At 75.3% G+C, this 25,655-nt stretch carries 24 protein-coding genes; 13 read left to right on the top strand and 11 right to left on the bottom strand.

Annotation, left to right across the window (positions count from 1 at the left end):
* Positions 1–81: 81 nt before the first annotated feature.
* The gene (locus IF01_RS0115325; protein WP_030393957.1) at positions 82–1,863 is read right to left on the bottom strand and encodes a PQQ-binding-like beta-propeller repeat protein; all 1,782 of its coding nucleotides are present in this window, start codon (positions 1,861–1,863) and stop codon (positions 82–84) included.
* A gap of 298 nt (positions 1,864–2,161) precedes the next feature.
* Between IF01_RS0115325 and IF01_RS0115320 the strand changes: the two genes are divergently transcribed.
* Positions 2,162–3,394, top strand: a complete 1,233-nt coding sequence (locus tag IF01_RS0115320; RefSeq protein ID WP_030393956.1) for a phosphotransferase family protein — start codon at positions 2,162–2,164, stop codon at positions 3,392–3,394.
* An 83-nt stretch (positions 3,395–3,477) separates the two neighbouring features.
* Here the strand turns inward: IF01_RS0115320 and IF01_RS0115315 are convergent, their stop codons facing one another.
* Together IF01_RS0115315 and IF01_RS0115310 are read right to left on the bottom strand one after the other, a co-directional pair.
* Positions 3,478–3,750, bottom strand: a complete 273-nt coding sequence (locus tag IF01_RS0115315; protein WP_233290466.1) for a ferredoxin — start codon at positions 3,748–3,750, stop codon at positions 3,478–3,480.
* Entirely contained in the window at positions 3,747–5,003 is a 1,257-nt protein-coding gene (locus IF01_RS0115310) for a cytochrome P450 (RefSeq protein WP_078879980.1), read from the bottom strand. Before IF01_RS0115310 ends, IF01_RS0115315 begins: the two co-directional genes overlap by 4 nt.
* A gap of 490 nt (positions 5,004–5,493) precedes the next feature.
* Between IF01_RS0115310 and IF01_RS0115305 the strand changes: the two genes are divergently transcribed.
* The 4 genes from IF01_RS0115305 (at position 5,494) to IF01_RS48265 (ending at position 8,040) form a co-directional block, all read left to right on the top strand.
* Positions 5,494–6,579 carry an S-(hydroxymethyl)mycothiol dehydrogenase gene (locus IF01_RS0115305; RefSeq protein WP_030393953.1) on the top strand — a complete coding sequence of 362 codons (1,086 nt, stop codon included), beginning with the start codon at positions 5,494–5,496 and terminating at the stop codon, positions 6,577–6,579.
* Positions 6,576–7,214 carry an MBL fold metallo-hydrolase gene (locus tag IF01_RS0115300; RefSeq protein WP_030393952.1) on the top strand — a complete coding sequence of 213 codons (639 nt, stop codon included), beginning with the start codon at positions 6,576–6,578 and terminating at the stop codon, positions 7,212–7,214. The genes IF01_RS0115305 and IF01_RS0115300 overlap by 4 nt, the downstream gene beginning before the upstream one ends.
* 138 nt (positions 7,215–7,352) lie before the next feature.
* Positions 7,353–7,754, top strand: coding sequence for a pyridoxamine 5'-phosphate oxidase family protein (locus IF01_RS0115295; protein ID WP_030393951.1), 402 nt, complete (start codon positions 7,353–7,355; stop codon positions 7,752–7,754).
* 94 nt (positions 7,755–7,848) lie between these two features.
* On the top strand, positions 7,849–8,040 hold the full coding sequence (locus IF01_RS48265) for a hypothetical protein (protein ID WP_149030620.1): 192 nt from the start codon (positions 7,849–7,851) through the stop codon (positions 8,038–8,040).
* A gap of 121 nt (positions 8,041–8,161) precedes the next feature.
* Here IF01_RS48265 and IF01_RS0115285 read toward each other — a convergent pair whose 3' ends face one another.
* The gene (locus IF01_RS0115285; RefSeq protein WP_030393950.1) at positions 8,162–9,370 is read right to left on the bottom strand and encodes an alpha/beta hydrolase family protein; all 1,209 of its coding nucleotides are present in this window, start codon (positions 9,368–9,370) and stop codon (positions 8,162–8,164) included.
* Between the two features lie 651 nt (positions 9,371–10,021).
* Between IF01_RS0115285 and IF01_RS0115280 the strand changes: the two genes are divergently transcribed.
* Positions 10,022–10,369, top strand: coding sequence for a DoxX family protein (locus tag IF01_RS0115280; protein ID WP_030393949.1), 348 nt, complete (start codon positions 10,022–10,024; stop codon positions 10,367–10,369).
* Positions 10,370–10,459: 90 nt separating this feature from the next.
* On the opposite strand, the gene IF01_RS0115275 is transcribed toward IF01_RS0115280, so the two are convergent.
* The gene (locus tag IF01_RS0115275) at positions 10,460–11,809 is read right to left on the bottom strand and encodes a DUF5685 family protein (protein ID WP_030393948.1); all 1,350 of its coding nucleotides are present in this window, start codon (positions 11,807–11,809) and stop codon (positions 10,460–10,462) included.
* Between the two features lie 281 nt (positions 11,810–12,090).
* Here IF01_RS0115275 and IF01_RS0115270 point away from each other — a divergent pair, with 281 nt between their 5' ends.
* Together IF01_RS0115270 and IF01_RS0115265 are read left to right on the top strand one after the other, a co-directional pair.
* Positions 12,091–13,587 carry a M35 family metalloendopeptidase gene (locus IF01_RS0115270; RefSeq protein ID WP_030393947.1) on the top strand — a complete coding sequence of 499 codons (1,497 nt, stop codon included), beginning with the start codon at positions 12,091–12,093 and terminating at the stop codon, positions 13,585–13,587.
* Positions 13,588–13,941: 354 nt separating this feature from the next.
* Entirely contained in the window at positions 13,942–14,850 is a 909-nt protein-coding gene (locus tag IF01_RS0115265) for an ArsR/SmtB family transcription factor (RefSeq protein ID WP_157855236.1), read from the top strand.
* A gap of 126 nt (positions 14,851–14,976) precedes the next feature.
* Here the strand turns inward: IF01_RS0115265 and IF01_RS0115260 are convergent, their stop codons facing one another.
* The gene (locus tag IF01_RS0115260; protein ID WP_030393945.1) at positions 14,977–15,378 is read right to left on the bottom strand and encodes a hypothetical protein; all 402 of its coding nucleotides are present in this window, start codon (positions 15,376–15,378) and stop codon (positions 14,977–14,979) included.
* A gap of 215 nt (positions 15,379–15,593) precedes the next feature.
* Here IF01_RS0115260 and IF01_RS0115255 point away from each other — a divergent pair, with 215 nt between their 5' ends.
* The 3 genes from IF01_RS0115255 (at position 15,594) to IF01_RS0115245 (ending at position 18,446) form a co-directional block, all read left to right on the top strand.
* Positions 15,594–16,157, top strand: coding sequence for a helix-turn-helix domain-containing protein (locus IF01_RS0115255; RefSeq protein ID WP_030393944.1), 564 nt, complete (start codon positions 15,594–15,596; stop codon positions 16,155–16,157).
* A complete protein-coding gene (locus IF01_RS0115250) occupies positions 16,154–17,677 on the top strand; it encodes an MFS transporter (RefSeq protein ID WP_244215514.1) in 1,524 nt (507 codons plus the stop codon). The genes IF01_RS0115255 and IF01_RS0115250 overlap by 4 nt, the downstream gene beginning before the upstream one ends.
* An 82-nt stretch (positions 17,678–17,759) precedes the next feature.
* Positions 17,760–18,446 (top strand): alpha/beta fold hydrolase, encoded by a 687-nt coding sequence (locus tag IF01_RS0115245; protein ID WP_030393942.1) that lies wholly within the window; start codon positions 17,760–17,762, stop codon positions 18,444–18,446.
* A gap of 25 nt (positions 18,447–18,471) precedes the next feature.
* On the opposite strand, the gene IF01_RS0115240 is transcribed toward IF01_RS0115245, so the two are convergent.
* Positions 18,472–19,926, bottom strand: coding sequence for a DUF2252 domain-containing protein (locus tag IF01_RS0115240; protein ID WP_051755376.1), 1,455 nt, complete (start codon positions 19,924–19,926; stop codon positions 18,472–18,474).
* Positions 19,927–20,144: 218 nt separating this feature from the next.
* On the opposite strand from IF01_RS0115240, the gene IF01_RS0115235 reads away from it, so the two are divergent.
* Positions 20,145–20,576: a ribosomal maturation YjgA family protein gene (locus IF01_RS0115235; protein ID WP_030393940.1), complete on the top strand. Its 432-nt coding sequence runs from the start codon at positions 20,145–20,147 to the stop codon at positions 20,574–20,576.
* Positions 20,577–20,583: 7 nt separating this feature from the next.
* On the opposite strand, the gene IF01_RS0115230 is transcribed toward IF01_RS0115235, so the two are convergent.
* Positions 20,584–21,366 (bottom strand): SGNH/GDSL hydrolase family protein, encoded by a 783-nt coding sequence (locus IF01_RS0115230; protein WP_030393939.1) that lies wholly within the window; start codon positions 21,364–21,366, stop codon positions 20,584–20,586.
* 447 nt (positions 21,367–21,813) lie between these two features.
* Between IF01_RS0115230 and ddaH the strand changes: the two genes are divergently transcribed.
* Positions 21,814–22,638: a dimethylargininase gene (ddaH, locus tag IF01_RS0115225; RefSeq protein ID WP_030393938.1), complete on the top strand. Its 825-nt coding sequence runs from the start codon at positions 21,814–21,816 to the stop codon at positions 22,636–22,638.
* Positions 22,639–22,684: 46 nt separating this feature from the next.
* Here the strand turns inward: ddaH and IF01_RS0115220 are convergent, their stop codons facing one another.
* The 3 genes from IF01_RS0115220 to IF01_RS0115210 are packed head-to-tail and all read right to left on the bottom strand — an operon-like array spanning position 22,685 to position 25,556.
* Complete coding sequence (locus IF01_RS0115220) at positions 22,685–23,389, bottom strand: LutC/YkgG family protein (RefSeq protein WP_030393937.1); 705 nt, start codon at positions 23,387–23,389, stop codon at positions 22,685–22,687.
* The gene (locus IF01_RS0115215) at positions 23,386–24,813 is read right to left on the bottom strand and encodes a LutB/LldF family L-lactate oxidation iron-sulfur protein (protein ID WP_030393936.1); all 1,428 of its coding nucleotides are present in this window, start codon (positions 24,811–24,813) and stop codon (positions 23,386–23,388) included. The genes IF01_RS0115220 and IF01_RS0115215 overlap by 4 nt, the downstream gene beginning before the upstream one ends.
* Complete coding sequence (locus IF01_RS0115210) at positions 24,810–25,556, bottom strand: (Fe-S)-binding protein (protein WP_030393935.1); 747 nt, start codon at positions 25,554–25,556, stop codon at positions 24,810–24,812. The genes IF01_RS0115215 and IF01_RS0115210 overlap by 4 nt, the downstream gene beginning before the upstream one ends.
* Between the last annotated feature and the right edge of the window lie 99 nt (positions 25,557–25,655).

The following is a 25,655-nucleotide window of genomic DNA, read 5'->3' as shown; positions in this document are numbered from 1 at the left end:
GACCTCCTGACCCCCGGCTGCCTGCACGGCGGCCGGGGGTCAGGAGGTCGGTCGCCCGGTGGGGCGGGCTCGCGGCCGGGTTCAGCCCGCCGAGAGGAAGAAGGTGTCCCCCGACAGGGCGGCGTACTCGTTGACGTTGTCGGGAGCCGTGCCCGGATTGAACTCGCGGTCCTGTCCCGTCCGGGCGTCCAGCACCACGCTGCCGTTCTGGGTGCGGCCGTAGACCGCACCGTGCCAGACGGCCGTGACCACTGGCGCCACCCGCGCTCCGGCACCGGCCGACCTCCCGATCCGCCACAGGACGGTGACCCCGGCCGCGTCGATGCCGAGCAGCTCTCCACCGTCCGTACCACTGGCCGAGCACACGGTGGTGGCACGGCCGTCGAACCGGCAACTGCTCGTGTCCAAGGTGTACTTCTCGGTCAGCGTCGGCAGGGGCACGCTCTCCCCGGTCCCGGTGGACAGCAGGGTGGGCCCTCGTTCCCCGTCGGCGAGGATCTTGTCGGAGGCGAACACGGACAGCCTCGTCCGGACCTCGCCGGTCCGAGCCGTCCAGCGGACCGCGCCGTCGGCCGCCGAGAATGCCCTGACCTCCAGGGGTGTGTCGTGGAAGTAGGTGTCCCACTCCCCGGTCGTGGAGGAGACCCCGACGACGGTGTCGCCCTGGAGCAGTCGGACCTCGTAGTTCTCCGCCTTCCAGGAGACCGTGCCGGTGGCCAGGTCGATCGCGTAGCTGGCGGGAGGGCCGGTCGGACCGGCGGTGACCACGAGGGCCCGGCCAGCGGCGATGCCCGCGACGACAGGTACCTGGTTGCCGATGGTGCCGTCGTCGATGGTGACCCGGCGGGCTTCCTTGTGGGTGTCGAGGTCGAGGATGTCGACCTCGACACCGTAGTGGTCGGACACGGTGCCCTGGCCGGTGACGGTCCGGGGGAAGGCGGCCACCGCGTATCGCTTCCCGCCCGAGGTGCCCACGGCCGGGCGCGCGAGTTCGGCGTACCCGGACAGCCAGTTCGACAACCCCTTCAACGACCCCTTGGGCAGCTTCCCGCCGGAGGTCATCTCGGCCGTCTGCTCGCCGTCACGGACATCGTGGGAGACCAGGCTCTCCACACCCTCCACGGAGACCACGTCGAGGCCGTCCAGCACGAGGGGCCGGAGACCGGGGTCTGCGCTGCCTGCGACGACTTGGGTGAATCTCAGCGGCGGGTCGGCCCGGACCGGTTCGGGCCTCGGCGGCCTGGACGGCCAGGATGCCGACGGACCGGTGGCGGCCGACGGATTGCCGCCCGAGCCGCCACCGGTGGTTGCGGCGGCAGCACCGGAGGCCCGGTCGGACGTGCCGGGAGCCGCGCTCGTCGCGGCGGCCTTCGGGTCCGACGAGTCGTCGGTGAGGAGCCTGGTGCCTCCGTAGCCGGCCGCCACCACGAGGACCAGGACCAGGAGCAGGAGCAGGACGGTGCGGGGGTCGCCCCGGCGGATGTTCTGGATCAGCTGGTCGCCCAGCGCCAGGTTTCCCGTGTTGCGGGACCTGCCGTCGATGATGATGCCGTCCCGGCCGATCCGCGGCGGCTCCGCGGGCGGCGGCGGGGCGGGCGGCAGCGGCGGGACCGGTGCCGCGGGAGCCGGGACCGGCACGAGCGCCGTCAGCTGGACGGCGAACTGCGGCTCGGTGGACAGCACCTGTATCAGCACCCGGCAGAGTTCCGCCTGTGCGGCCGGTTCCTGTGGACCGGAGTCGAAGGCCGCCACAGCGGCTCGGCCGTCCGGCTCCGACGAGAGCCGCCGCCGGACGGCCTCCCCCGCAGCCTCCGCCACGGCCCGGCCGGTGGTTCCCACGATCCCCGAAGCCACGTCGGTCATGAGCCCGACAACAGTCGAGGCAAGATCTGACTCGCTCAAAGTGCCCCCCCAGCACAGTCGTTGACACTCAAGCGTGGCAGCAGAAGCTGCCCGCGTCCGCCTTCCGGTGGACCACTGCGACCGAATCGTGACCCCCGTCGCCGCCCGGTCACCCGGCGGACCTCGGGCGGCCACCGTGGACCGCGAACCGGAAGACGGGCGTCAGGAGCTCGGCCGGGTGCCGACCCGCCCCGCTGGCCCCCGTCAGCCGTGGAAATAACGGGTGGCGCCGATCGTCGAGGCGCGAGAACCTGCGCAGGTGGATCAGGAAACAGGTCGGACGGCTACCGTCCATCTCACCCATGACGGCGACCACCTGGGGCAGCTCGGCCCGTTCGAACTGGCGGATCCGTGGTGGTCCTCGGTCGGGGAGCTGGCCGGGCGGGCCTCGGCGGAGGCCGGGGGGCCGGTGGCGGTGGTGCGGCTGGTCGGGGTGACGGGCGGTGAGGGCGGCCGAGGTGGTCACACGGTGTACCACGCCGAGGCGCTGGAGCGGCCGGTGGACCGGGCCCCGGGCCCGGTGGGGCCGGAGCTGGACGCACTGCTGGGCCCGGCCGAGCAGCGGGCCGGGTGGGCCACGCCCGCCGGGCTGCGGGCCGCCCTCGGCTGGGCGGAGCGGGTGTCGGCCGCCGCCGGACGGCCGGTCACCGGGCCCGTCGAGCAGGTGCGGACGTGGAACCTGTCCGGGATCTTCCGGCTGCCCACGGCCGCCGGGCCGGTCTGGCTGAAGGTGATCAACCCGGCCTTCAACGCCGTTGAGGCGGAGGCGATCGCGCTGTTCGCCGCCGCCGCGCCGGAGCTGGTGCCGACGGTGCTCGCCGCCGACCCGGCGCACGGGCGGGTGCTGCTCGACGACGTGCCGGGGCGGGACTGCTGGGGCCCCTCGGTCGAGGAGGTGGCGCTCGCCGTGCCGGGGCTGGTCGCCGCCCAGGCGGCACTGGCCGCGGGCGGGCGGGCCGCCTCGGCCGGACTGCCCGACCGCACCCCGGGCGCGGTGGCCGCCGCCGCGCCGGGCCTGCTGGACCGGCTGGCCGCGACGGCCGAGCTGACGGGCGAGGAGCTGGCCGCCGCCCGGGCGCTGGCCGCGCGCCTGCCGGAGCTGGCCGGGGAACTCGCCGCCTGCGGCCTGCCGGAGACCGTGGTGCACGGAGACTTCCACCCCGGGAACTGGCGCTCCGACGGCTCCGGGCTGGTGGTCATCGACTTCGCCGACACCTGTTTCGGCCATCCGGTGGCGGACGGGCTGCGGCCGCGCGGCTTCCTGGACGGGGAGCGCTGGGCGCAGGTGGCCGAGGAGTGGGCGCGGGCCTGGCGCGAGCGCGTACCGGGGTGTTCGCCGGAACGGGCGCTGGAACTGGCCGGTCCGCTGGTGCACTTCGGGTACGCGCTGCGGTACCAGGAGTTCCTGGACCACATCGAGGACAGTGAGCGCCCGTACCACGAGGGCGATCCGGCGGCGGAGGTCCGGCAGGCGCTGGCCGCGGCGGGCTGACCCGACGGCGCCGCGCCGGACGGGGCACGGCGCGGCGCCGGGAGTGGGTCAGCGGTGTCAGGGTGTCGGCGGTGTCGGTCGGGTCAGCCCGTCGGGTCGATCCGCCGCCCGTCCCTCACCCCGTACAGGGAGAGCGCCTCGACCGGGCAGTAGTCGACCGCGTCGGCCAGTTCCGAGGTCAGCGGTTCGCCGGCGGCGCCGGTCGGCTGCTCCCGCACCGGCCGGGCGAGCCCGTCGGCGCCGAGCGTCAGCGAACCGGGCGCGGTGGCCGCGCACATGCCCGAGCCGATACAGCGGTCCCGGTCCACCTGGACGATGACCGCCGGCGCCGCCCCGGTGGCCTCCCGACCCGTCACCAGGAGACCTGCAGGTGCTGCGGGCTGCGGGTGAGCAGGCCGCGCCGCCAGTCGATGGCCTCCACCGTCCCGGCGAGCCGCAGCGAGGGCAGCCGACGGGCCAGCCGGTGCAGGGCGAGCTCCAGTTCCATCCGGGCCAGCCAGGCGCCCAGGCAGTGGTGCGGCCCGGCGCCGAAGGTGTACATCGGTGCGGCGAGCGGGGAGAACAGTTCGGTCAGCAGGTCGCCGGTGAACACCTCGGGGTCGGTGTTGGCGGCGTCGGTGTCGGCGGCGACCACGCTCCCGGCCGGGATCCGCACCCCGCCGATGTCGAGGTCCTCGACGGCCCGCCGCAGCAGTCCGGGCAGGACGTCGGAGTCCCCGAGCGGGACGGCGCGCAGCAGCTGTTCGGTGGCGGCGGCCGCGCTCTGCTCGTCCGAGGCGAGCTGCTGCCAGGCGTCGTGCCCGTCGCTGAGCAGGTAGACCAGGGCGTTGCCGAGCGAGGTCATCGTGGTCTCGTGCCCGGCCACCACCAGGCCGATGACGAGCGTGACGATCTGCTGCTCGGTGATGCCCGGGGTGTCGGCGGCGGCCGCGAGCAGGCTGCTGACGAGGTCGTCGCCGGGCGCGGCACGGCGTTCGGCGATCACCTCGGCGCCGAAGCCGGCGAACTCGGTCATCGCGGTGCGGATGGCCTCCGCCGAGTACGCGGTGGCGGACAGGGCGTGGTCGCTCCAGTGTTCGAGGCGCTTGCTGTCGAGGCCGTCGAGGCCCATCAGCCGGCTGATCACGGCGATCGGCAGCGGGCGGGTGTAGCCGGCGACGATGTCGGTGGGCGAGCCCCGGTCGATCAGCTCGTCGATCAGGCCCTCCACGACCGAGGCGACCCAGGGGCGCCACCGGGCGATCGCGCGCGGGGTGAAGGCGCGCTGCACGGTGCGGCGCAGCCGCTGGTGCTCGACGCCGTCGATGTTGAGCATCGAGGACGGGTCGTCGAGCAGGTTCGGGGTGAGCGAGACGGGCGGGGCGCCTGGGGCGTGCAGCGGCGCGCGCCCCAGGCGCGGGTCGGTCAGCACCTGCCGGACGTCGGCGTGCCGGCTGACCAGCCAGACGGGGGTGCCGGTGGGCAGGGCGGCCAGCCGGGGCGGGCCGGGTTCGAGCAGCCGCAGGCAGTGCAGCGGCGGCAGGACGGCCTGGGCGGTGCCACCGCCGGCGGGACCGGGGTCGGTGGCGGTGCCGGTACGGGCACCGGTGGCACTGTTCTCGGCGGACATCCGTACTCCAGACTCCAGGGCGGTGGCCGCTCGGAGGGCGGCCGGCGGGGGTGGATCCGGGCGGTGCGCGGGGACGGGCGGCGTGGTCGACGGCGTGCCGAGTAGGCCGGGTTCGCTACGACCGTACGTGGGCGACGCGCCACAGTCAGCAACGAATCCAGCCAACGCCGGGGTGGGGCGGGAGCGGTGAGGGCGTGGCAGCACTGACGGGCGCCCAGTGGCGCCCGCGCGCCCCGCCTCGCGCCCCGGAGTGGCCCCGGAGTGGCCCCGGAGAGGCCCCGGGGAGGCCCCGGAGGGGTCGCCGAAGGCGTCGCCGGCGAGGTCGCGGACGGGCCGCCGGAGGACCGGGCCGACCGGTGAGGCGGATCACCAGGGGCGTTCCCCGGCCGCCCGCCGTGACGGGCGCTAGGCTGCGTGGGCGGGTCGTTCGATCCGCGTCGACGCAGGTCACGCCGGTACACAGGGGTACCGGCCGACGGAGGAGAACCGGATGGCCCAGCAGGTCAAGGCAGTCGTCGCGCGCGCCAAGGGCGCGCCCGTGGAGGTGACGACGATCGTCGTGCCCGACCCCGGGCCGGGCGAGGCGGTGGTGCGGATCCAGGCCTGCGGCGTGTGCCACACCGATCTGCACTACCGCGAGGGCGGGATCAACGACGAGTTCCCCTTCCTGCTGGGCCACGAGGCCGCGGGCATCGTGGAGACGGTCGGCGAGGGCGTCACCGAGGTCGCGCCCGGCGACTTCGTGGTCCTCAACTGGCGCGCCGTCTGCGGCCAGTGCCGCTCCTGTCAGCGCGGACGCCCGCAGTACTGCTTCAACACCCACAACGCCGAGCAGAAGATGACGCTGCTGGACGGCACCGAGCTGTCCCCGGCCCTGGGCATCGGCGCGTTCGCCGAGAAGACCCTGGTCGCCGCCGGGCAGTGCACCAAGGTGGACCCGGCCGCCGACCCGGCCGTCGCCGGGCTGCTCGGCTGCGGCGTGATGGCGGGCATCGGCGCCGCGATCAACACCGGCAACGTCGGCCGGGGCGACTCGGTCGCCGTGATCGGCTGCGGCGGGGTCGGCGGGGCGGCCGTGCTGGGCTCCCGGCTGGCCGGCGCGGGGAAGATCATCGCGGTGGACATCGACGACCGCAAGCTCGCCACCGCCCGGAAGCTCGGCGCCACCCACACCGTCAACTCGACCGCCACCGACGCGGTCGAGGCGATCCGCGAGCTGACCGGCGGGAACGGCGCGGACGTCGTGGTCGAGGCGGTCGGCCGCCCGGAGACCTACAAGCAGGCCTTCTACGCCCGCGACCTGGCCGGCACCGTCGTCCTGGTCGGCGTGCCGACGCCGGAGATGCAGCTGGAGCTCCCGCTGCTCGACGTGTTCGGGCGCGGCGGCGCGCTGAAGTCCTCCTGGTACGGCGACTGCCTGCCCTCGCGGGACTTCCCGATGCTGATCGACCTCTACCTCCAGGGCCGCCTGGACCTCGGCGCGTTCGTCAGCGAGACCATCGAACTCGACGCGGTGGAGCAGGCGTTCGAGCGCATGCACCACGGCGACGTGCTCCGTTCGGTGGTGGTCCTGTGAGCACCGGCAGCCTCCGGATCGACCGGCTCGTCACCGCCGGCACCTTCGAACTCGACGGCGGCAGCTGGGAGGTGGAGAACAACGTCTGGATCGTCGGCGACGACGCCGAGGCCGTGGTGATCGACGCGGCCCACGACGCCGCGGCGATCGAGGCGGCGCTCGGCGGGCGCCGGCTGCTCGCCGTCGTCTCCACCCACGCCCACAACGACCACATCGACGCCGCCCCCGCGCTCGCCGAGCGCACCGGCGCGCCGATCCTGCTGCACCCGGACGACCTGCCGCTGTGGAAGCTCACCCACCCCGACCGGCTGCCGGACGGCGAACTCGCGGACGGGCAGCGGATCGAGGTCGCCGGTACGGAGCTGACCGTCCTGCACACCCCGGGCCACGCGCCGGGCGCGGTCTGCCTGTACGCCCCGGAGCTGGGCACCGTGTTCACCGGTGACACCCTCTTCCACGGCGGCCCCGGCGCCACCGGCCGGTCGTTCTCGCACTTCCCGACCATCATCGACTCGATCCGGGACCGCCTGCTGACGCTGCCGCCGGAGACGGTGGTCCGCACCGGCCACGGCGACCCGACCACCATCGGCGCCGAGGGCCCGGCCCTGCCGGAGTGGATCGCCCGCGGTCACTGACGCTCACCCGCACCCGGACGCGCCCACCCCGTATCCGGACGCACCCACCCCGCACCCGGACGCGTTCACCCCGCACCCGGACGCGCGCACCCGGGCCCGGCGGCCTTCCGCCGGGCCCGGCGACGTAGCATCGCGGGCATGGCCCATGATCCCCGCGCGCTCGACGACACCCTTCTCGCCTTCTGGCGGGAGCGGCACATCGCCACCCTGACCACCCTGCGCCCGGACGGTTCGCCGCACGTGGTGCCGGTGGGGGTGACCTTCGACCCGGGGACCGGGATCGCGCGGGTGATCAGCAGCCGGACCAGCCGGAAGGTGCGGAACGTGCTGGAGGCCGGGGCGGCGGGCCAGCGGGTCGCGGTCTGCCAGGTGGACCGGGCGCGCTGGTCGACGCTGGAGGGGGTGGCCGTGGTCCGGCAGGAGCCGGAGGAGGTGGCCGAGGCGGAGCGCCGGTACGCCGAGCGCTACCGCGAGCCCCGGGTGAACCCGGACCGGGTGGTCGTCGAGATCACGGTGGACCGGGTGCTCGGGCGGGCCTGAGTTCCCGGTTCGAGCTCCGCCGGTGGACGGGGTTCCGTTCGGCCGGTTCCCCTCCGTTTATCCGGCGTTGATCGTCGGCGCCTAGGGTCGGGGCATGACCGAGGGAACGAGGGGCGGGCGGGGCATGCGGACCCCGGCCGAGGGCGGCCGGATGACCGCCGAGGACACGGACCGCTTCCGGGTGCTGCTGGCCCGGCTGGAGGACTCGCTGGCGGCCGACCGCCGCGGCACGGCGTCCGTGACGACGGTTGGGGCGCCGAGACCGGCGGTGGGCCGCGATGGGTGAGCGCCGTCCGGCGGACCACCGGCCGGTGGACCGCCGCCCGGCCGCGCGGGTCGAGGTGCTGCCGCTGTGGCAGCGCGGCGCCCGGACGGGAGAGCCCGCCCGGAGCGCCGTGCCCGGAGCGCTACTTGGCGAAGCGGACCTCGGGGAAGGCGCGCGAGGGCCGGTCGAGCAGCGGGGCCGGGCGGCCCAGCAGGTGCCGGTCGAGGAACGCGCCGAGGTAGGCGCGGGTGGCGGCGAGCGCGCGCTCGCCGCGGACGGTGCCGAAGAGGTCGGGCCCCGAGTCGGCCGGTAGCTGGTCGCGGCTGCCGAGGGCGTCCACCACCCAGTGCTCGTCCGAGAACGAGAGGTGCCCGGCCGTCGGCAGGTCCACCCAGTAGCGGGGGCCGGTGAGCCGCTTCCAGCTGTCCTCCCAGTTCCCGGTGGCGCCGGGGGAGCCGCCGAGCTGGGCGCTGAACAGCAGCACGGGGCGGGAGCGGAGGCCGGTCGGCGGGATCCAGACGGTGCCGTCCAGGTTCGCGGCGGCGCGGATCCGGCGGTCCTCGCCCATCGCCTCCAGGGCGGCCGCGCCGCCGAGCGAATGGCCCGCCGCGGCGATCCGCCCCGGGTCGACGGCGAGCCCGCGGACCGGGCCCCGGCCGCCGGGGGCGGTGAGCCGGTCGATCACGAAGCGCAGGTCGGCCGCCCGGGCGCGGGAGGCCGTCGCGCCGAAGTCCGGGTCGGTCCCCTCCCGCCCGCAGACCAGGCAGGGTTCGATCCGTCCGCCCGGGAACTCCACCAGGGTCTCGTAGGTGTGGTCGACGGCGGCCACCGCGTAGCCCCGGGCGGCGAGTTCCTCGCCGAGCGCGGTGAGCGTGGTGCGGCTCAGGCCGAAGCCGGGGGAGAGCAGGACCAGCGGATGACGCCCCGGGGCGGGCCGGGCCCCGGCCACGGCGCCGGTCCGTACCCCGGCCGGTGCGTCGGTGCCGTACAGGGCGGTGGACAACTCCGGTGACAGATAGGGCGCGTGGGCGCCCCGGGCGGAGTCGGTCGGGTACCAGAAGGTGACCATCAGCTCGCGGGACGGTGTGTCCGGGCGCCAGGGGTCGGGCCGGTCCCGGTCGACCAGACGGGCCGAGGTCGTCCCGACGGGCCGGTGGGTGCTGGTGGCCGGCACCCGGGGACCGGCGGCATCGGGCTTGCTGTCCGCCGCGGCGTCCGTGGCGGTCGTGGCGGTCGTGGTGGCGGTGGCGGCAGCCGGGGCGGAGGCGGCGGCCGGTCCGGCGAGGGCCAGCACCAGGGCGGTGGAGGCGATCGGCAGGGCGGCGGAACGCCACCGGGCGGTCTTCGACATGACGCCACGTTAGGAGGACGCCGTCCGTCGCCGCGTCGCTCCGCCGGGGGACGGCGGATACGCCGCGAGGTGGAGCCGGTCCGGCAGCGCGTACGCCTGTGGGCCGGGTCCGGCCTCCACCTGCGGGAGCTCTGGACCCGCGTCTCCGCGCTCCCGCGGGCCCTGGGTCCGGAGACGGTCGGCCCGGGGACGGTGGCCGGTCGGTCTCGATTCGATCACGACGTGTCCCATTGGTCGGCCATTGGGCGTGACTGTGGTGATTGATCTTGGTCGCGGCCGAGGCCGATCGCCTGCATCATTCCTTTCAGACGCGACGAACGGCCGGGTGCGGATGGCACCCGTTGCCGCGAGTGCGGTCCCTGCCGCCGGTGCGTCCGGCCCCGCGGACCCGCCGCCGCGTCGGATCCGACGAACGGCCGGGTGCGGATGGCACCCGTTGCCGCGAGTGCGGTCCCTGCCGCCGGTGTGTCCGGCCCGCAGACCGCCGCCGCGTCGGAACGTCCCGCGAAGAATGCCCCGGCCGTCCCGTCACATCGGGCGCGTGCCGCGGGTCGGCGACGTCGACCGACGAACCGCCGGGCGGAGCGAGCGAGTCGCCTCCCGCCACCCCTTCCGCTTCCACTTCCGCTTCCACGTGAACGAGGTACCACCATGTCCGTCGCCCATGTCGTGCTCGCCGTCGTCAGTGCCCTCTGGGTCGGCTTCTCCGGCGTCTCGCTCGCCCGTCGGGCCGAGTTCGTCACCCAGCCCCTCGTCGACTACGGCGTGCCCCGCGCGTGGTGGACCTGGCTCGCGGTGGCGAAGCTCGCCGGCGCCGCCGGTCTGCTGGTCGGCCTCGCCGTCCCGGCGATCGGTGTCGCCGCAGCGGTCGGCCTGATTCTCTACTTCGCCGGCGCCGTGCTCACCAACATCCGGGCCCGCTCGTACGGGACCGTCCCCTTCCCGCTGCTCTACCTCGTCCCCGTCGCCGTCACCCTGGGCCTCGGCCTCGCGGCCTGACGCCGACTCGGGTCAGGCCGGTCCGCTCGCCGCCGGGTCCGGAGCAGCGCCCCGGACCCGGCGGCGGGCTCCCCGCCGGGCGGTGCGGCCTCAGCAGTCGCAGCCGCAGTCGCAGCCGTCACAACCGTCGCAGCAGCCGCAGTCGTTGCAGCACTGGGCGTTCTCGCCGCAGCACTGGCAGCCGTCGCAGCAGTCGCCGCAGTCGCAGCACTCGTTGCGGACGCAGAAGCCCTCGCGGCGCTCGCCGGAGAACGGGTGGTTGTGCTCGCAGCAGAGCAGCTGGCAGGTGCAGCCCATCAGCGCCCAGGCGGCGCAACCGGCCAGCAGATTACGGCGGTTGGGCGGCGGTGCGCCGGGCGGGGTGAAGCCGGGGCCCTGCGGCACCCAGGGCGGGACGGGAGCGCCCGGGCCCTGCGGCGGGGCCTGGCCGGGGTCGTGCCGCGGCGGGCTCTGGTAGGGGTTGGAGCCGGTCGGGTCCAACTGGGCGTGGGCGTGCGGCGCGTGGCCGTGCGGCTGATCGACGGCCGCCGGCGCCGCGCCGGGCTCGTGCCCGACCCGGCAGGCGGCGTGGCCGGGCCGCCCGAAGACCCGCTCGACGGCCCGCTCGGTCTCGTGGGCGAGCAGGATGTGCACCAGCGCCCGGTCCGTGAGCTCGACGTCCCGCAGGGCCAGCCGGATGCCGTGCACGGCGTCCCGGCACAGCCGTTCGGCCTCGGCGCGGTCGGTGCCGGTGGCGTCGAGCGGGTTCCACGCGCCGCTCGCGGCGTCGGCCTCCTGGTCCTCGGCGGCGTCCAGCAGGTGCGCCAGCCGTCCGAACAGCCGCCCGGCCTCGGCCAGCGGCGCCTCGTTCCCCGGCCGGCCGGCCAGCACGGCGGTGTGCGCGAACGCGGCGGCGGTGGCGGTCTCGGTGGGCTCGGTGACCAGCAGCACCGAGCCGCCGGCCGGCAGTTCGCGCTCCAACTCGCCCTGGCGGGCGGCCGCGTCCAGCAGGACCGAGGTGTCGAAGCCGACCACCGAGGCGCTGCCCGCGCTCTTGCGGTCCCAGCGCCGGGTGACCGCCCGGGCGCCGGCCGCGACCGGGCGCCGGGCGAACACGCCGTCCTCGTCCTCGACATGGTCGCGGATCTTCACCGAGGCGAGCGCCAGCGAGACGGCGGCCGCCAGCCGGGCACCCTCGCCCCGGGCGACCGAGGCCGTCCGCATGCCGCGCAGCGGACACGGCCCGGCGGTCCGCCGGCCGGCCCCGGCGGCGGTGTGCCCGGCGGCGGCCTGGGCCTCGACCAGCACCGAGATGATCAGCCCGTCGTAGTTGGTGGCGGTCCTCGCCAGTTGCCCGTGGTCGTCGCGCAGGGCCAGGCAGAGGCCGCAGAGATGGGCCATCCAGCTCGCCTGGAGCCGCTCCGAGAGCCGGTGGCGGCACGGCCTGATGATGCCGAACATGTGGTTCCCCCGTGTTGTGCATGGGCCACCCGGCCCTCGATCGCGGACATCATATGATCGACAGCCCGTTCTTCCGGAACCGAAGACGGCTCCCGAACCCGTCGGCCGGGTCCGCCCGGCCAGGTCCGCCGGGCCCGGTCCGTCCGGATGCGGAGGAAAAGCGGGCACCCGGTGTTTATTCGTTGTCCATTCCCGCCCGTCATCATTCCGTCCGCACGTCGCCGAGTGAACCGGCCTGCCAGGAAAGCCGGTTGGCGAACCGAGCCGCGGAGGAACCCCCCTTGACCCGAGACCTGTCCCCGGCCGAGCAGAAGGTGCTGGCCACGATCACCGCCCGGATCGACGCGATCGTCGCCCTCGGCACCGTGGCGGAGCTGACCGCGACCACGGTGCTGAACGGCCCGGGAGCCGCCCCCGACTACCCGGCCTTCCAGCAGCGCTTCGCCCGGTTGGGCCGCCGGATGCGCGAGGTGCGGTTCGTGGTGCGGGAGGACCTGCCCGCCACGATGGGGGCGAACACGGTCATCACCGGCGACGAAGTCCCCTCGGTGCAGGAGATCCAGCTCCGCCCCAGCCTGGTCGGCCCGGGCACCCGGGATCTCACCGACCGCGCCCTCACCTTGGTGCACGAGCTGTCCCACACCCTGAATGAGGGCCTCGGGGACCACCCGGTCAAGGACTACGCGTACCGCTCCGGCTGGGCCTGGACCTACCTCTCCGCCGAGGTGGCCCGGAGCAACGCCGACACCTACGTCGAGGCCGCCGTCATGCTCATCGAACGGAGCGAGAACGCCTGGGGCCGGTACCAGCGTTTCGGACGGCTCGCGGCCCGCCGCGGGCAGCTGGCGCGACGGTCGGGGACCACCACCCTCGGCGGCGCGCTGGCCTGGCTGGACATCATGGTCAACCGGGCCTGGATCCGAGCCGGCGACTGCGAGGGCTTCGCCCGGACCACCTTCACCGAGGCCAAGTGGAAGACGCCCGAGTGGGCCGTCTGGAAGCGCCACGCCCGTTCGCTCGCGCTGGAGAACCTGCTGGCCTCCTGGGGGTACATCACCGAGCGGACCGTGCGCGGCGGCGTAGCCTGCCTGCTCCCCAGGGACCAGACCGTGGTGGCCCAGCTCTTCCCCTACCTGAGCGAGCTCAAGCACGCGGTGGACCTGATCGACCCGCTCCTGGTCGAGCGCGGCGACCGGATCACCTTCGACCCGACCTCCGGCGCCCTGCGCGTCCCGCGCGGCACGGTCGACCGCGCGCCGCTGGCGCTCGCCGAACTCCTGTTGGACGCCCTGATCGAGGGCACCGCCGGCCTTCCGGCGGCGAAGCCCTTCGCCCAGCGGGCGCGGGAACTCGTCCGCGCCCTGGTCGACCAGGACCGGGACGCGGAGCGCCAGGTGGTCGCCACGCTCCGGAGCGTCTTCGCGGCCGTTCCGGCCCTCCTGCCGAACGCCGACCGGTGGGCGGACCTCGCGGTCGAGCTCGATGCCGCCGTCCTCGACGACCTGCGGTTCCGCTGGGAGCGCCTGGCGAAGGACATTCCCGCGGTGGCGGGGCTGCCGGACGAGGTGGACCGCGAGGTCCTGGCCGGCCTCGCCGCGTACTTCGCCGAGGACGTCGAGCGGCTCCGCGCCGGGCACGGCCGCACACCCGTCCCGCAGGACGTCCACAGGGAGCTGGCCGCCACCCTGAAGGAGGCGGCCCTGCACATCACCAACGCCTACCCGGGCCAACGGCCGGAGCTCGACAGGCTGCGCGTCCGCCTGGAGGCCCTGGCCTGACGCCGGTCGCGGAAGGCCGGTCGACACCGCCCCGTCGGACCTCGTCCGGCGGGGCGGAGCGCTGTCCACGTCCTGTCTCGGCCCTGCAGCCCGCCCGGAACGCCGGGCGAACGCCAGGTTCCCGCCATGGAAGGAACCGGGGCCGAGGCACAGGATGGTCCGCGACGCCGCCGCCCCCGGGTCGGGACCACCCCCTCGTCGGGCGGCGCCGATCCGACCTGTCGCCGAACCCGGCCGGGGACAGCCGTCGCACCGCGAAGCACAGGCCGACGCGACCGGGCCACTGGGGGATGTGTGCTGACCGTCAACTTCGCTGTCCCGGATCTCGCCCGTACCCGGTTCGTGGTCTCACCGATGGACCACGTACTGACCGCCCTGACCGGATCCCGCACCTGGGCCGGCACCCGCCGGGCCCGCTGGTGGACCCGGATGCGCGGCCGGATACCGCAGACCGCCGCACCGCTGATCGAGGTGGTGGGCGCCTGCCGCACCGGTGTCCCGGACTTCCTGGTGACCCATCCGCAGGGCACCCACCGCGGGCTCGCCGACGAACTCGACGCCCTGGTGGCCACCACCCCGGCCGAACTGCGGCAGGCGCTCTCCGGGTACGGCGCCGGCCGGGGCGTGCCCCGGATCGTCGTCGAGCTCCGCGACGGCGACACCCGCGGGCTGCGGCTGCTCGCCGACGGAGCCCTGGCCCTGTTCCGGGCCTGCCTCGCCGAGGACTGGTCCGACATCCAGCGCCACCTGCAGACCGACATCGCCCACCGCGTCCACGTCTCCGGCGAGGCCGGGATCGGCGCCATGCTCGGAGTGCTCCACCACCGCGTCGGCTGGCAGGAGGACGGGGTGCTCCGCTGCGCGGTGGGCGGACCGGACCGGACGGTCGACCTGGACGGCCGCGGTCTGGAGCTGCACCCGAACTTCTTCGTGCAGGACGGTGTCGGCGCCGTCCTGGTGCCGGGCCGGCCGGCGGTGCTGCTCCACCCGGTCATCGGTCCGTCGGTCGACCGCGAGCGGAGCACGGCCGATCCGCTGACCGGTCTGATCGGTTCGGCCCGCGCCCGCGTCCTGCGGGCCGTCGGGCAGGCCCCCTGCAGCACCACCGAACTCGCGGCACGCCTCGGTGTCGGCCTGTCCACCGCGAGTGCCCACGCCACCGCCCTGCGGACGACCGGGGCGATCACGACGCAACGGCAGGGGCGGCACGTCTGCCATCTCCTGGCGCCGCTGGGGCGCGCCCTGCTGTCGGCGGGCGCGTGAGTCACCGCGTTCCGAGCTGGGCCGAGCCGAGTCGGGGCGGGGCGAGTCGGGCCGGGCCGGCTGGTGTCGGCCGGTCGGCCCCGGCCGCGCGATGCGGCCGGGGCCGGACCCCGGGTGGGGCCGGGGTCAGTTGAGCGGGCCGCAGCTGGGGGTGCCCAGCGGCGTGCCGTTGTAGTAGCGCTGGACGCAGGCCTTCATGGAGTGGCCCGGACCGTCGTAGAACCACGGCGACTGGGCCCCGCTGCCGGGCGCGGGGGAGGAGCTCCAGATCAGGCCGCCGTTGTCGTAGACCGTGAAGCGACACCGGTACGGGTCGGTGGCCGAGTTCTGGGTCGGGTTGTTCGCCATCTCGTCGTGGTAGGCGCCGTTGACGAAGTGCAGCTCGATCTTCTCGACGGCCTGGCACGACCCGGAGCCGATCGGGAAGCTGCCCTCGGCGGCGAACGCCTGGCCGGGGCTGAGGGCGAGGGTGGCGCCGAGGCCGAGCGTGGCCACGGCGAGCAGACGGGCGGCACGGGCAGAAAGCATGGTGGTCCTTCCGGAAGACACGGCCTGACTGGTCCCGGGCGCCCGCCGGCGCCCGGGACCAGTTCACCGCCGGCGCGGCCGGGGCGGCCAGCTGTTCGTCCCCGGGGCGAAGGGTCGGCCCGGATCCGCGTCCCCTTCGTCCGGATCCGCGTCCCCGCCGTCCGGCTGTGCGGCCCGGACCGGGGGCGTCCCATATCCGGGATAGCATCACGGATATGGGAATGGACACGGCCGCCGACGAGCGGCTGGCGGAACGGCTCGCCGAACTGCGGGTCGAACGCGGTTGGACACTTGAGGAGTTGGCGCGCCGGGCGGACGTCAGCCGCTCGACGCTGTCGCGGGTCGAACGGGCCGAGGTGAGCCCGACGGCGGCGCTGCTCGGGCGGCTCTGCACGGTGTACGGGCGCAGCATGTCGCGGCTGCTCGCCGAGGTCGAGGCGGCCCCCGCCCGGCTGGTGCGGGCCGGGGACCAGCGGGTCTGGCGGGACGAGGCGACCGGGTACGTCCGGCGCTCCGTCTCGCCGCCGCACGGCTCGCTGCGGGCCGAGGTGATCGAGGGCCGGCTGCCGGCCGGCGCCGACATCGCCTACGACAAGCCCGACGACACCGGCCGGGAGCACCACCTCTGGGTGCTGGACGGCCTGCTGTCGATGACCGTCGACGGCACGGAGCACCTGCTGGAGGCCGGGGACTGCCTGCGCTTCACCGCCGAGACCAGCCGCTTCCACTGCCCCGGCCCGGCCGGTGCCCGGTACGCGCTGGTGGTGGTCGAACCGTGAGCGCGACCGGCGCGATAACGGCCCCGCCGGTCAGGGAGCGGTTCGACGCGGCCGGGCGGCGGGTGCTGCTGGTCTGCGTCGCCGGCGGCTTCACCACCCTCATCGACCAGTCGGTGCTCAACACCGCGATCCCCGCGCTGCGCGAGTCGCTGCACGCCCATCCCGCGCACCTGCAGTGGATCGTGGCCGGCTACTCGCTGGCCTTCGGCCTGGCCCTGATACCCGGCGGGCGGCTCGGTGACGTGCGCGGCCGCAAGTGGTTCTTCGTCGGCGGCCTCGCCCTGTTCACCGTCGTCAGCCTGCTCTCCGCGACCGCCACCGAGCCCTGGGTGCTGGTCGCCGCCCGGCTGCTCCAGGGCGCCGGCGCCGGACTGGTGAACTCCCAGATGATCGGCACCCTCCAGGACGTCTTCCAGGGCCAGCTGCGGGCCCGCGCGCTCGGGATGTACGCCGTGACCGGCGGCCTCGCCTTCGCCCTCGGCCCGCCGATCGGCGGCGCGGTGCTCGCCGCCGTCGGACCGGAACAGGGCTGGCGGCTGACCTTCCTGCTCAATGTGCCGTTCGGACTGGCCACCCTGCTGCTGGCGGTCCGCCACCTGCCGCGCCCGCGCCCCAGCGCCCGGCACGCCGACCTCGACCTGGTCGGACTGCTGCTCGTCGCCGCGCTGACCCTTGCGCTGATGCTGCCGTTCGTCCAGCCCCCCGGCTGGGCCGGCTGGCTCGGGTTCGCCGCCGCGGCGGCCGCGCTGCTCGGCGCGCTGGCCCGGTGGCAGCGCCGCTACGCCCGGCGCGGCGGCCACCCGCTGATCCACCCGGCGCTGACCCGCTCAGCGCCGTACGCGCTCGGGACGGCGGTGGCGATGTTGCAGTTCGGCTCCTCGCTGGCCGCCGGACTGGTGCTGACGATGTTCCTCCAGGACGGGCTCGGCCTCTCGCCGATGGGCGCGGCCCTGGTCGCGCTGCCGTCGGCGGTCGCGATGGGCTTCGCCTCGGCGTTCGCCTGGCGGGTCGTCCAGCGCTTCGGCCGGCGGACCGTCACCGCGGGCATGGCCGGCTCGGCGCTGGTGATGCTCGCGGGCGGCCTGGTCGCGCGCTGGGCGCCGACCGGCCCGCTGCCCTGGCTGCTCGCGCTGCTCCAACTGCTGGGCGGCGCCTCGGTCGGGCTGATGGCGGCCTCCAACCAGGCGTTCGTGCTGCGGCACGCGCCGGCCGAGGCGGCCGGGGTGAGCGGGGCGATCCTGCAGATGGCGCAGCGGATCGCGGCGGCGGTCAGCATCTCGGCGCTGTCCGGCGTCTATCTGCGGGCGACCGGCGGGGGCGGCGGGCACCGGGCGGCGTACGCGTGGGCGAGCGGCGTCTGCGCGACGGTGGCGGCGCTGGCGGTGGTCGCCTCGGTGCTGGCGGGCCGGGTGTCGGCGCGCGAGGCGGCGTCGGTCGAAGCGGCGTCGGTCGAAGCGGCGGCCGGGGAGGTCGCGGACGCGCCGGGTGCCGCTGCCCGGGAGAACACCCCGAGCCGCTGACCGCCGACCGCTGTCCGGACCCGGCTGTTCGCTGTGCGAAAAGCCGGGTCCGGACGACGCGGGCCCCGGCTACGGTGCCGGTATGACCGAGCCTCTGAGAGTCGAACTGCCGGGCCTCTCCCTCGCCTGCCGGGAGAGCGGCCCGGCCGACGGCCCGCCGCTGGTCCTGCTGCACGCCCTCGGCGAGCGGGCCACCGACTGGGACGTGGTGCTCCCCGCCCTCGCCCCGCACCACCGCGTGCACGCGCTCGACCTGCGCGGCCACGGCGACAGCGGACGCCCCGGCCGGTACAGCCTGGAGGCGATGCGGGACGACGTGCTCGCCCTGCTGGACGCGCACGGCCTGGACCGGGTGGACCTGGTCGGCCACTCGATGGGCGGGGTGGTCGCCTACCTGGTCGCCCAGGAGCGGCCGGAGCGGGTCGCCAGGCTCGTCCTGGAGGACGTCCCCGCCCCGCGCCCCCGCCCGGCGAGCCCGGTGGCCGACGCCCCCGAGGAGCCCGTCGACTTCGACTGGGCGGTGGTCCGGCAGATCAAGGGCCAGATCGACCGGCCGGACCCGCTGTGGCTGGAGCGGATGACCGCCGTCACCGCCCCCACCCTGCTGGTCGCGGGCGGCCCGACCAGCCACGTCCCGCAGGCCGGACTGGCCGAACTGTCCCGCCTGATCCCCGACTGCCGCCTGGTCACCGTCGACGCCGGCCACCTGGTGCACCAGGACCGCCCCGAGGAGTTCGTCGCCGCGGTCGCCCCGTTCCTCGCCCCCTGACCGGGAGCGAGGGACCGGGTGTCCGTCAGACGCCGTGCTCGGCCGGGAGGCGGCCGGCGCGTATGGCGGTGAGGAGGTCGGCGTGGTCGGCCTCGGTGCGGTCGGCGTAGGCGACCGCGAAGCCGGCCACCGCCTCGTCCAGGGCCTCGTTCTTGCCGCAGTAGCCGCTGATCACCCCGGGGTCGGCGGTGTGGGCGTGGGCGCGGGCGAGCAGGGCGCCGGTGATCCGGGCGTAGTCGTCCAGCTGGGCGGGCAGCAGGGCGGCCGGGTCCACGCTGCCCTTGCGGTTGCGGAACTGGCGCACCTGGTAGGGGAGTCCGTCGACCGTGGTCCAGCCGAGCAGGGTGTCGCTGACCACCTGCATCCGCTTCTGCCCGCGCACCACCCGGCGGCCCTCGTGGACGTCCGCGGCGGCGACCGGGTGGCCGGCCCGGGCCAGGTGCGGCAGCAGCACCGACGGGCGCGCCTCCTTCACCTGGAGCACCAGCGGCTGCTCGCGGTGGTCGGTCAGCAGGACGACGTAGGAGCGGGTGCCGACGCTGCCGGTGCCCACGACGCGGAACGCCACGTCCTGCACCCGGTAGCGGGACAGCAGCGGATGCAGCTCGCCGGGCACGGTCCGGACGTACTCGCCGAGCGAGGCGGCGACGGCGGCGGCCGTGGCGTCCGTGACCTCGCTGAGCACCGGCGGTGCCGCGGTGAAGCGCCAGGAGCCGTCCTCGGAGCGGACGGCGGACTTGGCGGCGAACCGGGCGCTGGTGTTGCCGAGCGCCTTCGCGCCGACCTTCTCCAGCAGCTCGGTCAGGTCGTGCGCCTGGGCGAAGGAGACCAACTGCTCGTCCGCGACGGCGTTCCAGGCGTCCAGCGCGGGCAGCTTGGCCAGGGTGCGCATGGTCCGGCGGTAGGCGCCGGCCGCGTCGAAGGCCGCCCGGCGGGCGGTGGTCTCGTCGGCGCCGATCTCCCGGCCGGCCAGGACCAGGCTCGCGGCGAGCCGCTTGAGGTCCCACTCCCACGGGCCGGGGACGGTCTCGTCGAAGTCGTTGATGTCCATCACGAGCCGGCCGCGCGCGTCGCCGTACAGGCCGAAGTTGGCGGCGTGGGCGTCGCCGCACAGCTGGGCGACGGTGCCGCTGGTCGGGGTGGCGGCGAGGTCGGCGGCCATCAGCCCGGCCGAACCGCGCAGGAAGGCGAACGGGGTGGCGGCCATCCGGCCCAGCCGGATCGGCACCAGCTCGGCCAGCCGGCCCTCGTTGGAGGCCTCGATCGCCTGGACGGCGCTCGGGCGGTCGGTGACGGGCGGGAACTCGGCGTGCCGCTCGCGCGGGGTGCGGGTGCGCAGGGCCTTGCCGCGCTCGCGCGCCCCGCCGTCCTGGCGCGGCGCGAAGCCCTCGACGGTGAACCGCCGCCCGGGCCCCTGCCCGGCCCCCGCCACGTCCGCCGGTGTCCCGGACCCGTTCACCGTATCGGTCAGCTGCGTCACTGCGCCCCGCCCTGTCTCTGTCGTTCCCGCCCGCGGCCTGCGCGGACCCGGCCCGGAAACGGGCCGGCCAGCAGGGTACCGGTCCGCCCGTCCGGTCCTCCGGCAGGGAGGGACGCACCGGGGGGCGACCGCGGTTCCCGGGGCGGCCGCAGGGTCGTGGCAGGTGGGCGGGCCACGGCCGGTCGGTGGCAGGCGCCGGCCGGCCTTAGGGTGCGGGGATGGACGATCTTCGGGGGCGGTGGGCGGTCCGGGGCGCGGCCGCGGTGGCGGCGGTGCTCACGGTCGGTGCGGGGCTGGCGGTACGGACGGTGGCGGGCGGCGAGGCGGCCAAGTACGCGGGCGACGCCCTCTACACCGTGCTGCTGTACGCCCTGGCGGTGCTGGTCGCGCCGCGGCTGCGGCCGGCCGTCGCGGCCGCCTGGGCGGCGGGCCTCAGCTGGGCGGTGGAGCTGTTCCAGCTCACCGGGGTCCCGGACGACCTGGCCCGGCGCAGCACGCTCGCCCGGCTGGTGCTCGGCTCCACCTTCAACCCGCCGGATCTGCTCTGGTACCTGGTCGGCGCCGGTCTGGCCGCCCTCGTGCACGCGGGGGTCCGCGCGGGTGCGAGGGCGGCCGGTCGACCGGCCGCCGTCCGACGGTCCGTCGGCTGACGGATCGTCAGAGCGGCATCAGCTCGGGGCGCTTGGCCTCGACGTTGTCGCCGGAGGACTCCCCGCGGAGCCGGCGGCCGACCCACGGCAGCAGGAACTCGCGGGCCCACTGGAGGTTCTCCCGGCGCTGCTCGGCGGGGGAGAGCGCCGGGGTGGACGGCCAGGGGGCCTCCGGGTCCTGCTCGGTGCGCAGGCCCAGCGAGCGGGCGGCCAGCAGGGCGACCCGCTGGTGGCCCTCGGGGGAGAGGTGCAGGCGGTCCTCGCTCCAGGCGCGGCGGTCCTGGACGGCCCGCAGCGACCAGAGGTCGGCCACCTTGCAGTCGTACCGGTCGGCGACGGCGCGCATGTGGTTGTTGTAGGTGGCGATCTTCCCGCGCAGGTGCTTGAACAGCGGCACGCCGCGCGTGTCGAAGCCGGTGCAGATGAGCACCGTGCCCGCCGCGTCGACGAGTTGGGCGACGGCGACCTCGAAGCGCTCGGCCACCTCGTCCGGGTCGCTGCCCGGGCGCAGGATGTCGTTCCCGCCGGCGCAGAAGGTGACCAGGTCCGGCCGGATCCGGCGGACCTCCGGCACCTGCTCGGCCATGATCTGGTCCAGCAGCCGGCCTCGCACCGCGAGGTTCGCGTATTGGAAGCCGCCCGGCGGCCGGTCACCGGCGAGCAGCCCCGCCAGCCGGTCGGCCCAGCCGGCGAAGGCACCGTCGGCGCCGGGGTCGTTCAGGCCCTCGGTGAAGCTGTCCCCGAGGGCCACGTACGAATTGAGGTCAAGAGTCTCCTGGAGGTACGACATGAAGGAGATAGTTCACTGTCTCAAGTGACCTACGCCACCGTAGGTGGCCGGTAGCGGTACGTGAGATCGGCCACGTGCGGCCGGAAGGCCCGGACCGCAAGGGCCGGAGGGACGCGGGCGGAAGCCTCGGAGCGGTGCGGACGGAAGGGCCGAAAGGCCCCGGGCGGAGGCCCGCAGGGGCCGGAACGACGGGTTCGGACGTTCCGGAACGGCTCGCGAGCGCCCTTGTGCGCCAGGGGCGCGCGGGTGGGCGCACCGGATGCGCGGGGTACTGCGCCACCCGGTGCGCCCGCCCGGGTGTGGAAGCGGCACTCCCGGGGCAGCCGCCCTCTGGGACCGTACGGACGTAGGCGGCGGGCGGTGCCCGCGCCCCGTACGGGGGCCCGTTTCCGCTCCGCCACTGCTTCCTCTCTGCACCGTCCCGTTCCCGACCGCGGAGGTCGCCGCATGCCGTACCGAATCCCGGAGCGCACCGCGAGGCCGCGGCGCTACCTCATGTGCCGGCCGACGCACTTCACGGTCGAGTACGCGATCAACCCCTGGATGGACCCGGCGCAGCCGACGGACACCGCGCTCGCCGTGCAGCAGTGGGAGCGGCTGTACGCGCTCTATCAGCAGCTCGGCCACACCGTGGAGCTGATCGACCCGGTGCCCGGCCTGCCGGACATGGTCTACACGGCCAACGGCGCCACCGTGATCGACGGCCGGGTGCTGGTCGCGAACTTCCGCCACCCCGAGCGGGCCGGCGAGTCCGACGCCCACCAGGCCTGGTTCGAGGCCGGCGGCTACCGCGAGGTGCGGCGCGCCGCGCAGGTCAACGAGGGCGAGGGCGACCACCTGGTGGCCGGCCGCCGGGTGCTGGCCGGCAGCGGCTTCCGCACCGACCCGGCCGCGCACGCCGAGGCCCGGGACCTCTTCGGCCTCCAGGTGCTCACCCTGGCCCTGGTGGACCCGCGCTTCTACCACCTGGACACCGCGCTCGCCGTCCTCGCCGACGACCAGGTCATGTACTACCCGGAGGCGTTCACCCCGGACAGCCAGGCGCTGCTGCGCAGCCTCTACCCGGACGCCGTCCTCGCCGACCTGGAGGACGCCGAGGTGTTCGGCCTGAACGCCGTCTCCGACGGCCGCCGGGTGCTGCTGCCGGAGGCCGCGAAGGCGCTGGCCGCCCGCCTCGCCGACGAGGGCTACGAGCCGATACCGGTCGACGTCTCCGAGCTGTTCAAGGGCGGCGGCGGCCCCAAGTGCTGCACGCTGGAACTCCGGCCCTGAGGCGCCGCGCCCCGGCCCGCGGGCGGTCCCGCGGTCAGTCTCGGGGTCAGTCCCGCACCAGCACCACCTCCAGGGTGCGGGGGCCGTGCACGCCCTCCACCCGGGTGAGTTCGATGTCGCTGGTGGCCGACGGCCCGGAGATCCAGGTCTGCGGGCGGGCGGGGTCGAGGCGGGGGAGGGCGAGCGGGACGGAGGCGACCACCTGCCCGGGCGCGCGGACCACGCAGATGTGGTGATCGGGGACGAGCGTGAGCAGTCGGCGGCCCTGGCCCGGACCGGCGTCCAGGACCAGGGTGCCGGTCTCGGCGATCGCCAGGGCGCAGCCGGTGAGCACGCTGTCGACGCCGTCCAGCCGGGCGGCGGTGAGCGGTCCTCCGGGGCCGTCGTTGGCGAGCGCCTCGGCCCGGACGGCCGCGGTCCAGGCCGGCGGCAGCCCGGGCGGCACGGCCACCGTGCGGGCGCCGCGGGCGTCGAGCAGGGCACCGATCAGGTCCGGCAGTTCGGCCGGGGTGCAGCGGTGGACCAGGGCGCGGTAGTCGACCAGGTTGCGGTGGAGCAGGTCGAGCAGCGCGTCCGGGTCGTCCGCGGGCACGTGGCTGCGCAGGTAGTCGCGCGGGACGGCGCTGTCGTCCGCCGGGCCGTTCCCGTCCTCGGGTCGGTCCGCGGGCGTCGTTGCGGCTCGGCCCAGGGCAGCCCGGATCCGGGACAGCACCAGCTCGCGGGAGCCGCCGGTGGGGGAGTCGGGGTTCATCCTCGGTTCCTCCGCCACCAGTCGCGGAACGGTTCGGGCGGGACGGCCGGGAGCTCGCGGGTGTCGGTCCAGGCGCGCCCCGGGCCGGGGAGCCGGCGGGGGTGCAGCCGCCGGGTGCGGGCGGCGGCCCGTTCGGCGGCCCGCAGCAGGCCGGGGTGGTCGAGCACGTAGGCGGCGGCGGCCGCCGCGGCCCGCGCCAGCCGGTGGCGGGGCCCGTCGGCGACCCGTTCGCGCAGGTGGACCAGCACTTCGGGGATGTCGATCGCCACCGGGCAGACCTCGTAGCAGGCGCCGCAGAGCGACGAGGCGTACGGCAGCGATGCGTCCAAGGGGGTTTCGGTGCCCCGGAGTTGGGGTGTCAGGATGGCACCGATCGGCCCGGGGTAGACCGAGCCGTAGGCGTGCCCGCCGGCCCGTTCGTAGACCGGGCAGACGTTGAGGCAGGCCGAGCAGCGGATGCAGCGCAGGGCCTGCCGGCCGGTCCGGTCGGCCAGTACGTCCGTGCGGCCGTTGTCGAGCAGGACCAGGTGGAACTCCTCGGGGCCGTCGCCGTCCGGGCCGTCGGCGTGGGTGCCGGTCCAGAGCGAGGTGTACGGGTTCATCCGCTCGGCGGTGGCGGAGCGGGGCAGCAGTTGCAGGAAGATCTCCAGGTCCCGCCAGGTGGGCAGGACCTTCTCGATGCCGACCACCGAGATCAGGGTCCGGGGCAGGGTCAGGCACATCCGCCCGTTGCCCTCGGACTCCACGACCACCAGGGTGCCGGTCTCGGCGATCATGAAGTTGGCGCCGGAGACGGCGACCTTCGCCCGGAGGAACTTCTCCCGCAGGTGCAGCCGCGCGGCCTCGGCGAGTTCGGCGGGCTCGTCGGTGAGTCCCTCGGGTGCCGGGCGGCCCAGGTCGGCCATCCGATCGGCGAAGATGTCCCGGATCTCGCCCCGGTTGCGGTGGATCGCCGGGACCAGGATGTGCGAGGGCCGGTCGTTCCCCAACTGGACGATCAGCTCGGCGAGATCGGTCTCGTAGGCGCGGATGCCGGCCTCGGCGAGTGCCTCGTTGAGCCCGATCTCCTGGGTGGCCATGGACTTGACCTTCACCACCTCCCGCTCGCCGGTGGCGCGGACCAGGCCGGTGACGATCCGGTTGGCCTCCTCGGCGTCGGCGGCCCAGTGCACCTGCCCGCCCGCGGCGGTCACGTTCTGCTCCAACCGGACCAGGTAGTGGTCGAGTCGGTCCAGGGTGCGGTCCTTGACGGCCTTGGCGGCGGCGCGCAGTTCGGCCCAGTCGGCGAGTTCGGCGACGGCCCGGGCCCGCTTGGCGCGGATGGTGCCGGTGGCGTGCCGCAGATTGGCGCGCAGCCGTTCGTCCTGCACGGCCGCGGCGGCGGCCTCGGGGAAGGCCGGCAGTCCGAGGAAGGTTCCGCTCACGGTGCCCGCCAGGGCTCGGCCTCGGTGCTGGCGAGGATCTCGGCGAGGTGCAGCGGACGCAGCGGCGCGCCCTGCCGGCGCAGGGTGCCGCCGAGGTGCAGCAGGCAGGAGGTGTCGCCGCCGCACAGCACCTCGGCGCCGGTGGCGAGGGCGGCGGCGGTCTTGTCGGCGGCCATCGCGGCCGAGACCGCCGCGTTCTTCAGCGCGAAGGTCCCGCCGAAGCCGCAGCACTCCTCGGCGCCCGGCAGTTCGAGCAGTTCCAGCCCGCGCACGGCCCGCAGCAGCCGTAGCGGCCGGTCACCGAGGCCGAGCAGCCGCAGCCCGTGGCAGGACGGGTGGTAGGTCACCGGGTGCGGGAACCACGCGCCCACGTCCTCGACGCCCAGGACATCGACCAGGAACTCGCTCAGCTCGTACACCCGGGGCGTCAACTCGCCCACGGCGGCGGCCAGTCCGCCGCCGGCCCGGGCGGCGATCCGCGGGTGGGCGGTGCGCACCGTCGCCACGCAGGAGCCGGACGGCGCCACCACGTGCCGGTACCCGGCGAAGGCCCGCACGGTGCGGCGGACCAGCGGTTCGCAGGCCCGCCGGTAGCCGCTGTTGAACTGCGGCTGACCGCAACAGCTCTGCGCGGCGGGGAAGTCGACCTCGACCCCGAGCCGTTCCAGCAGCCGCACGGTGGCGATCGCGGTGGACGGCATCAGCGCGTCATTGACGCAGGTGGCGAACAGCGCGACGCGCAACGGTCCTCCCCGTGGCCCCGGCGCGGGGCCGGGTGGTTCTGGAGTCGGTTCTCGCGCCGGATGCTACGGGAAAGCCTCGCGGGACACGCGGACACGCGG

Origin of the sequence: Kitasatospora purpeofusca, assembly GCF_000718025.1 — a bacterium.
Taxonomy (GTDB): domain Bacteria; phylum Actinomycetota; class Actinomycetes; order Streptomycetales; family Streptomycetaceae; genus Kitasatospora; species Kitasatospora purpeofusca.
Note: the sequence above shows the minus strand (reverse complement) of the source record. Positions and strands in the feature narration are given on the sequence as shown.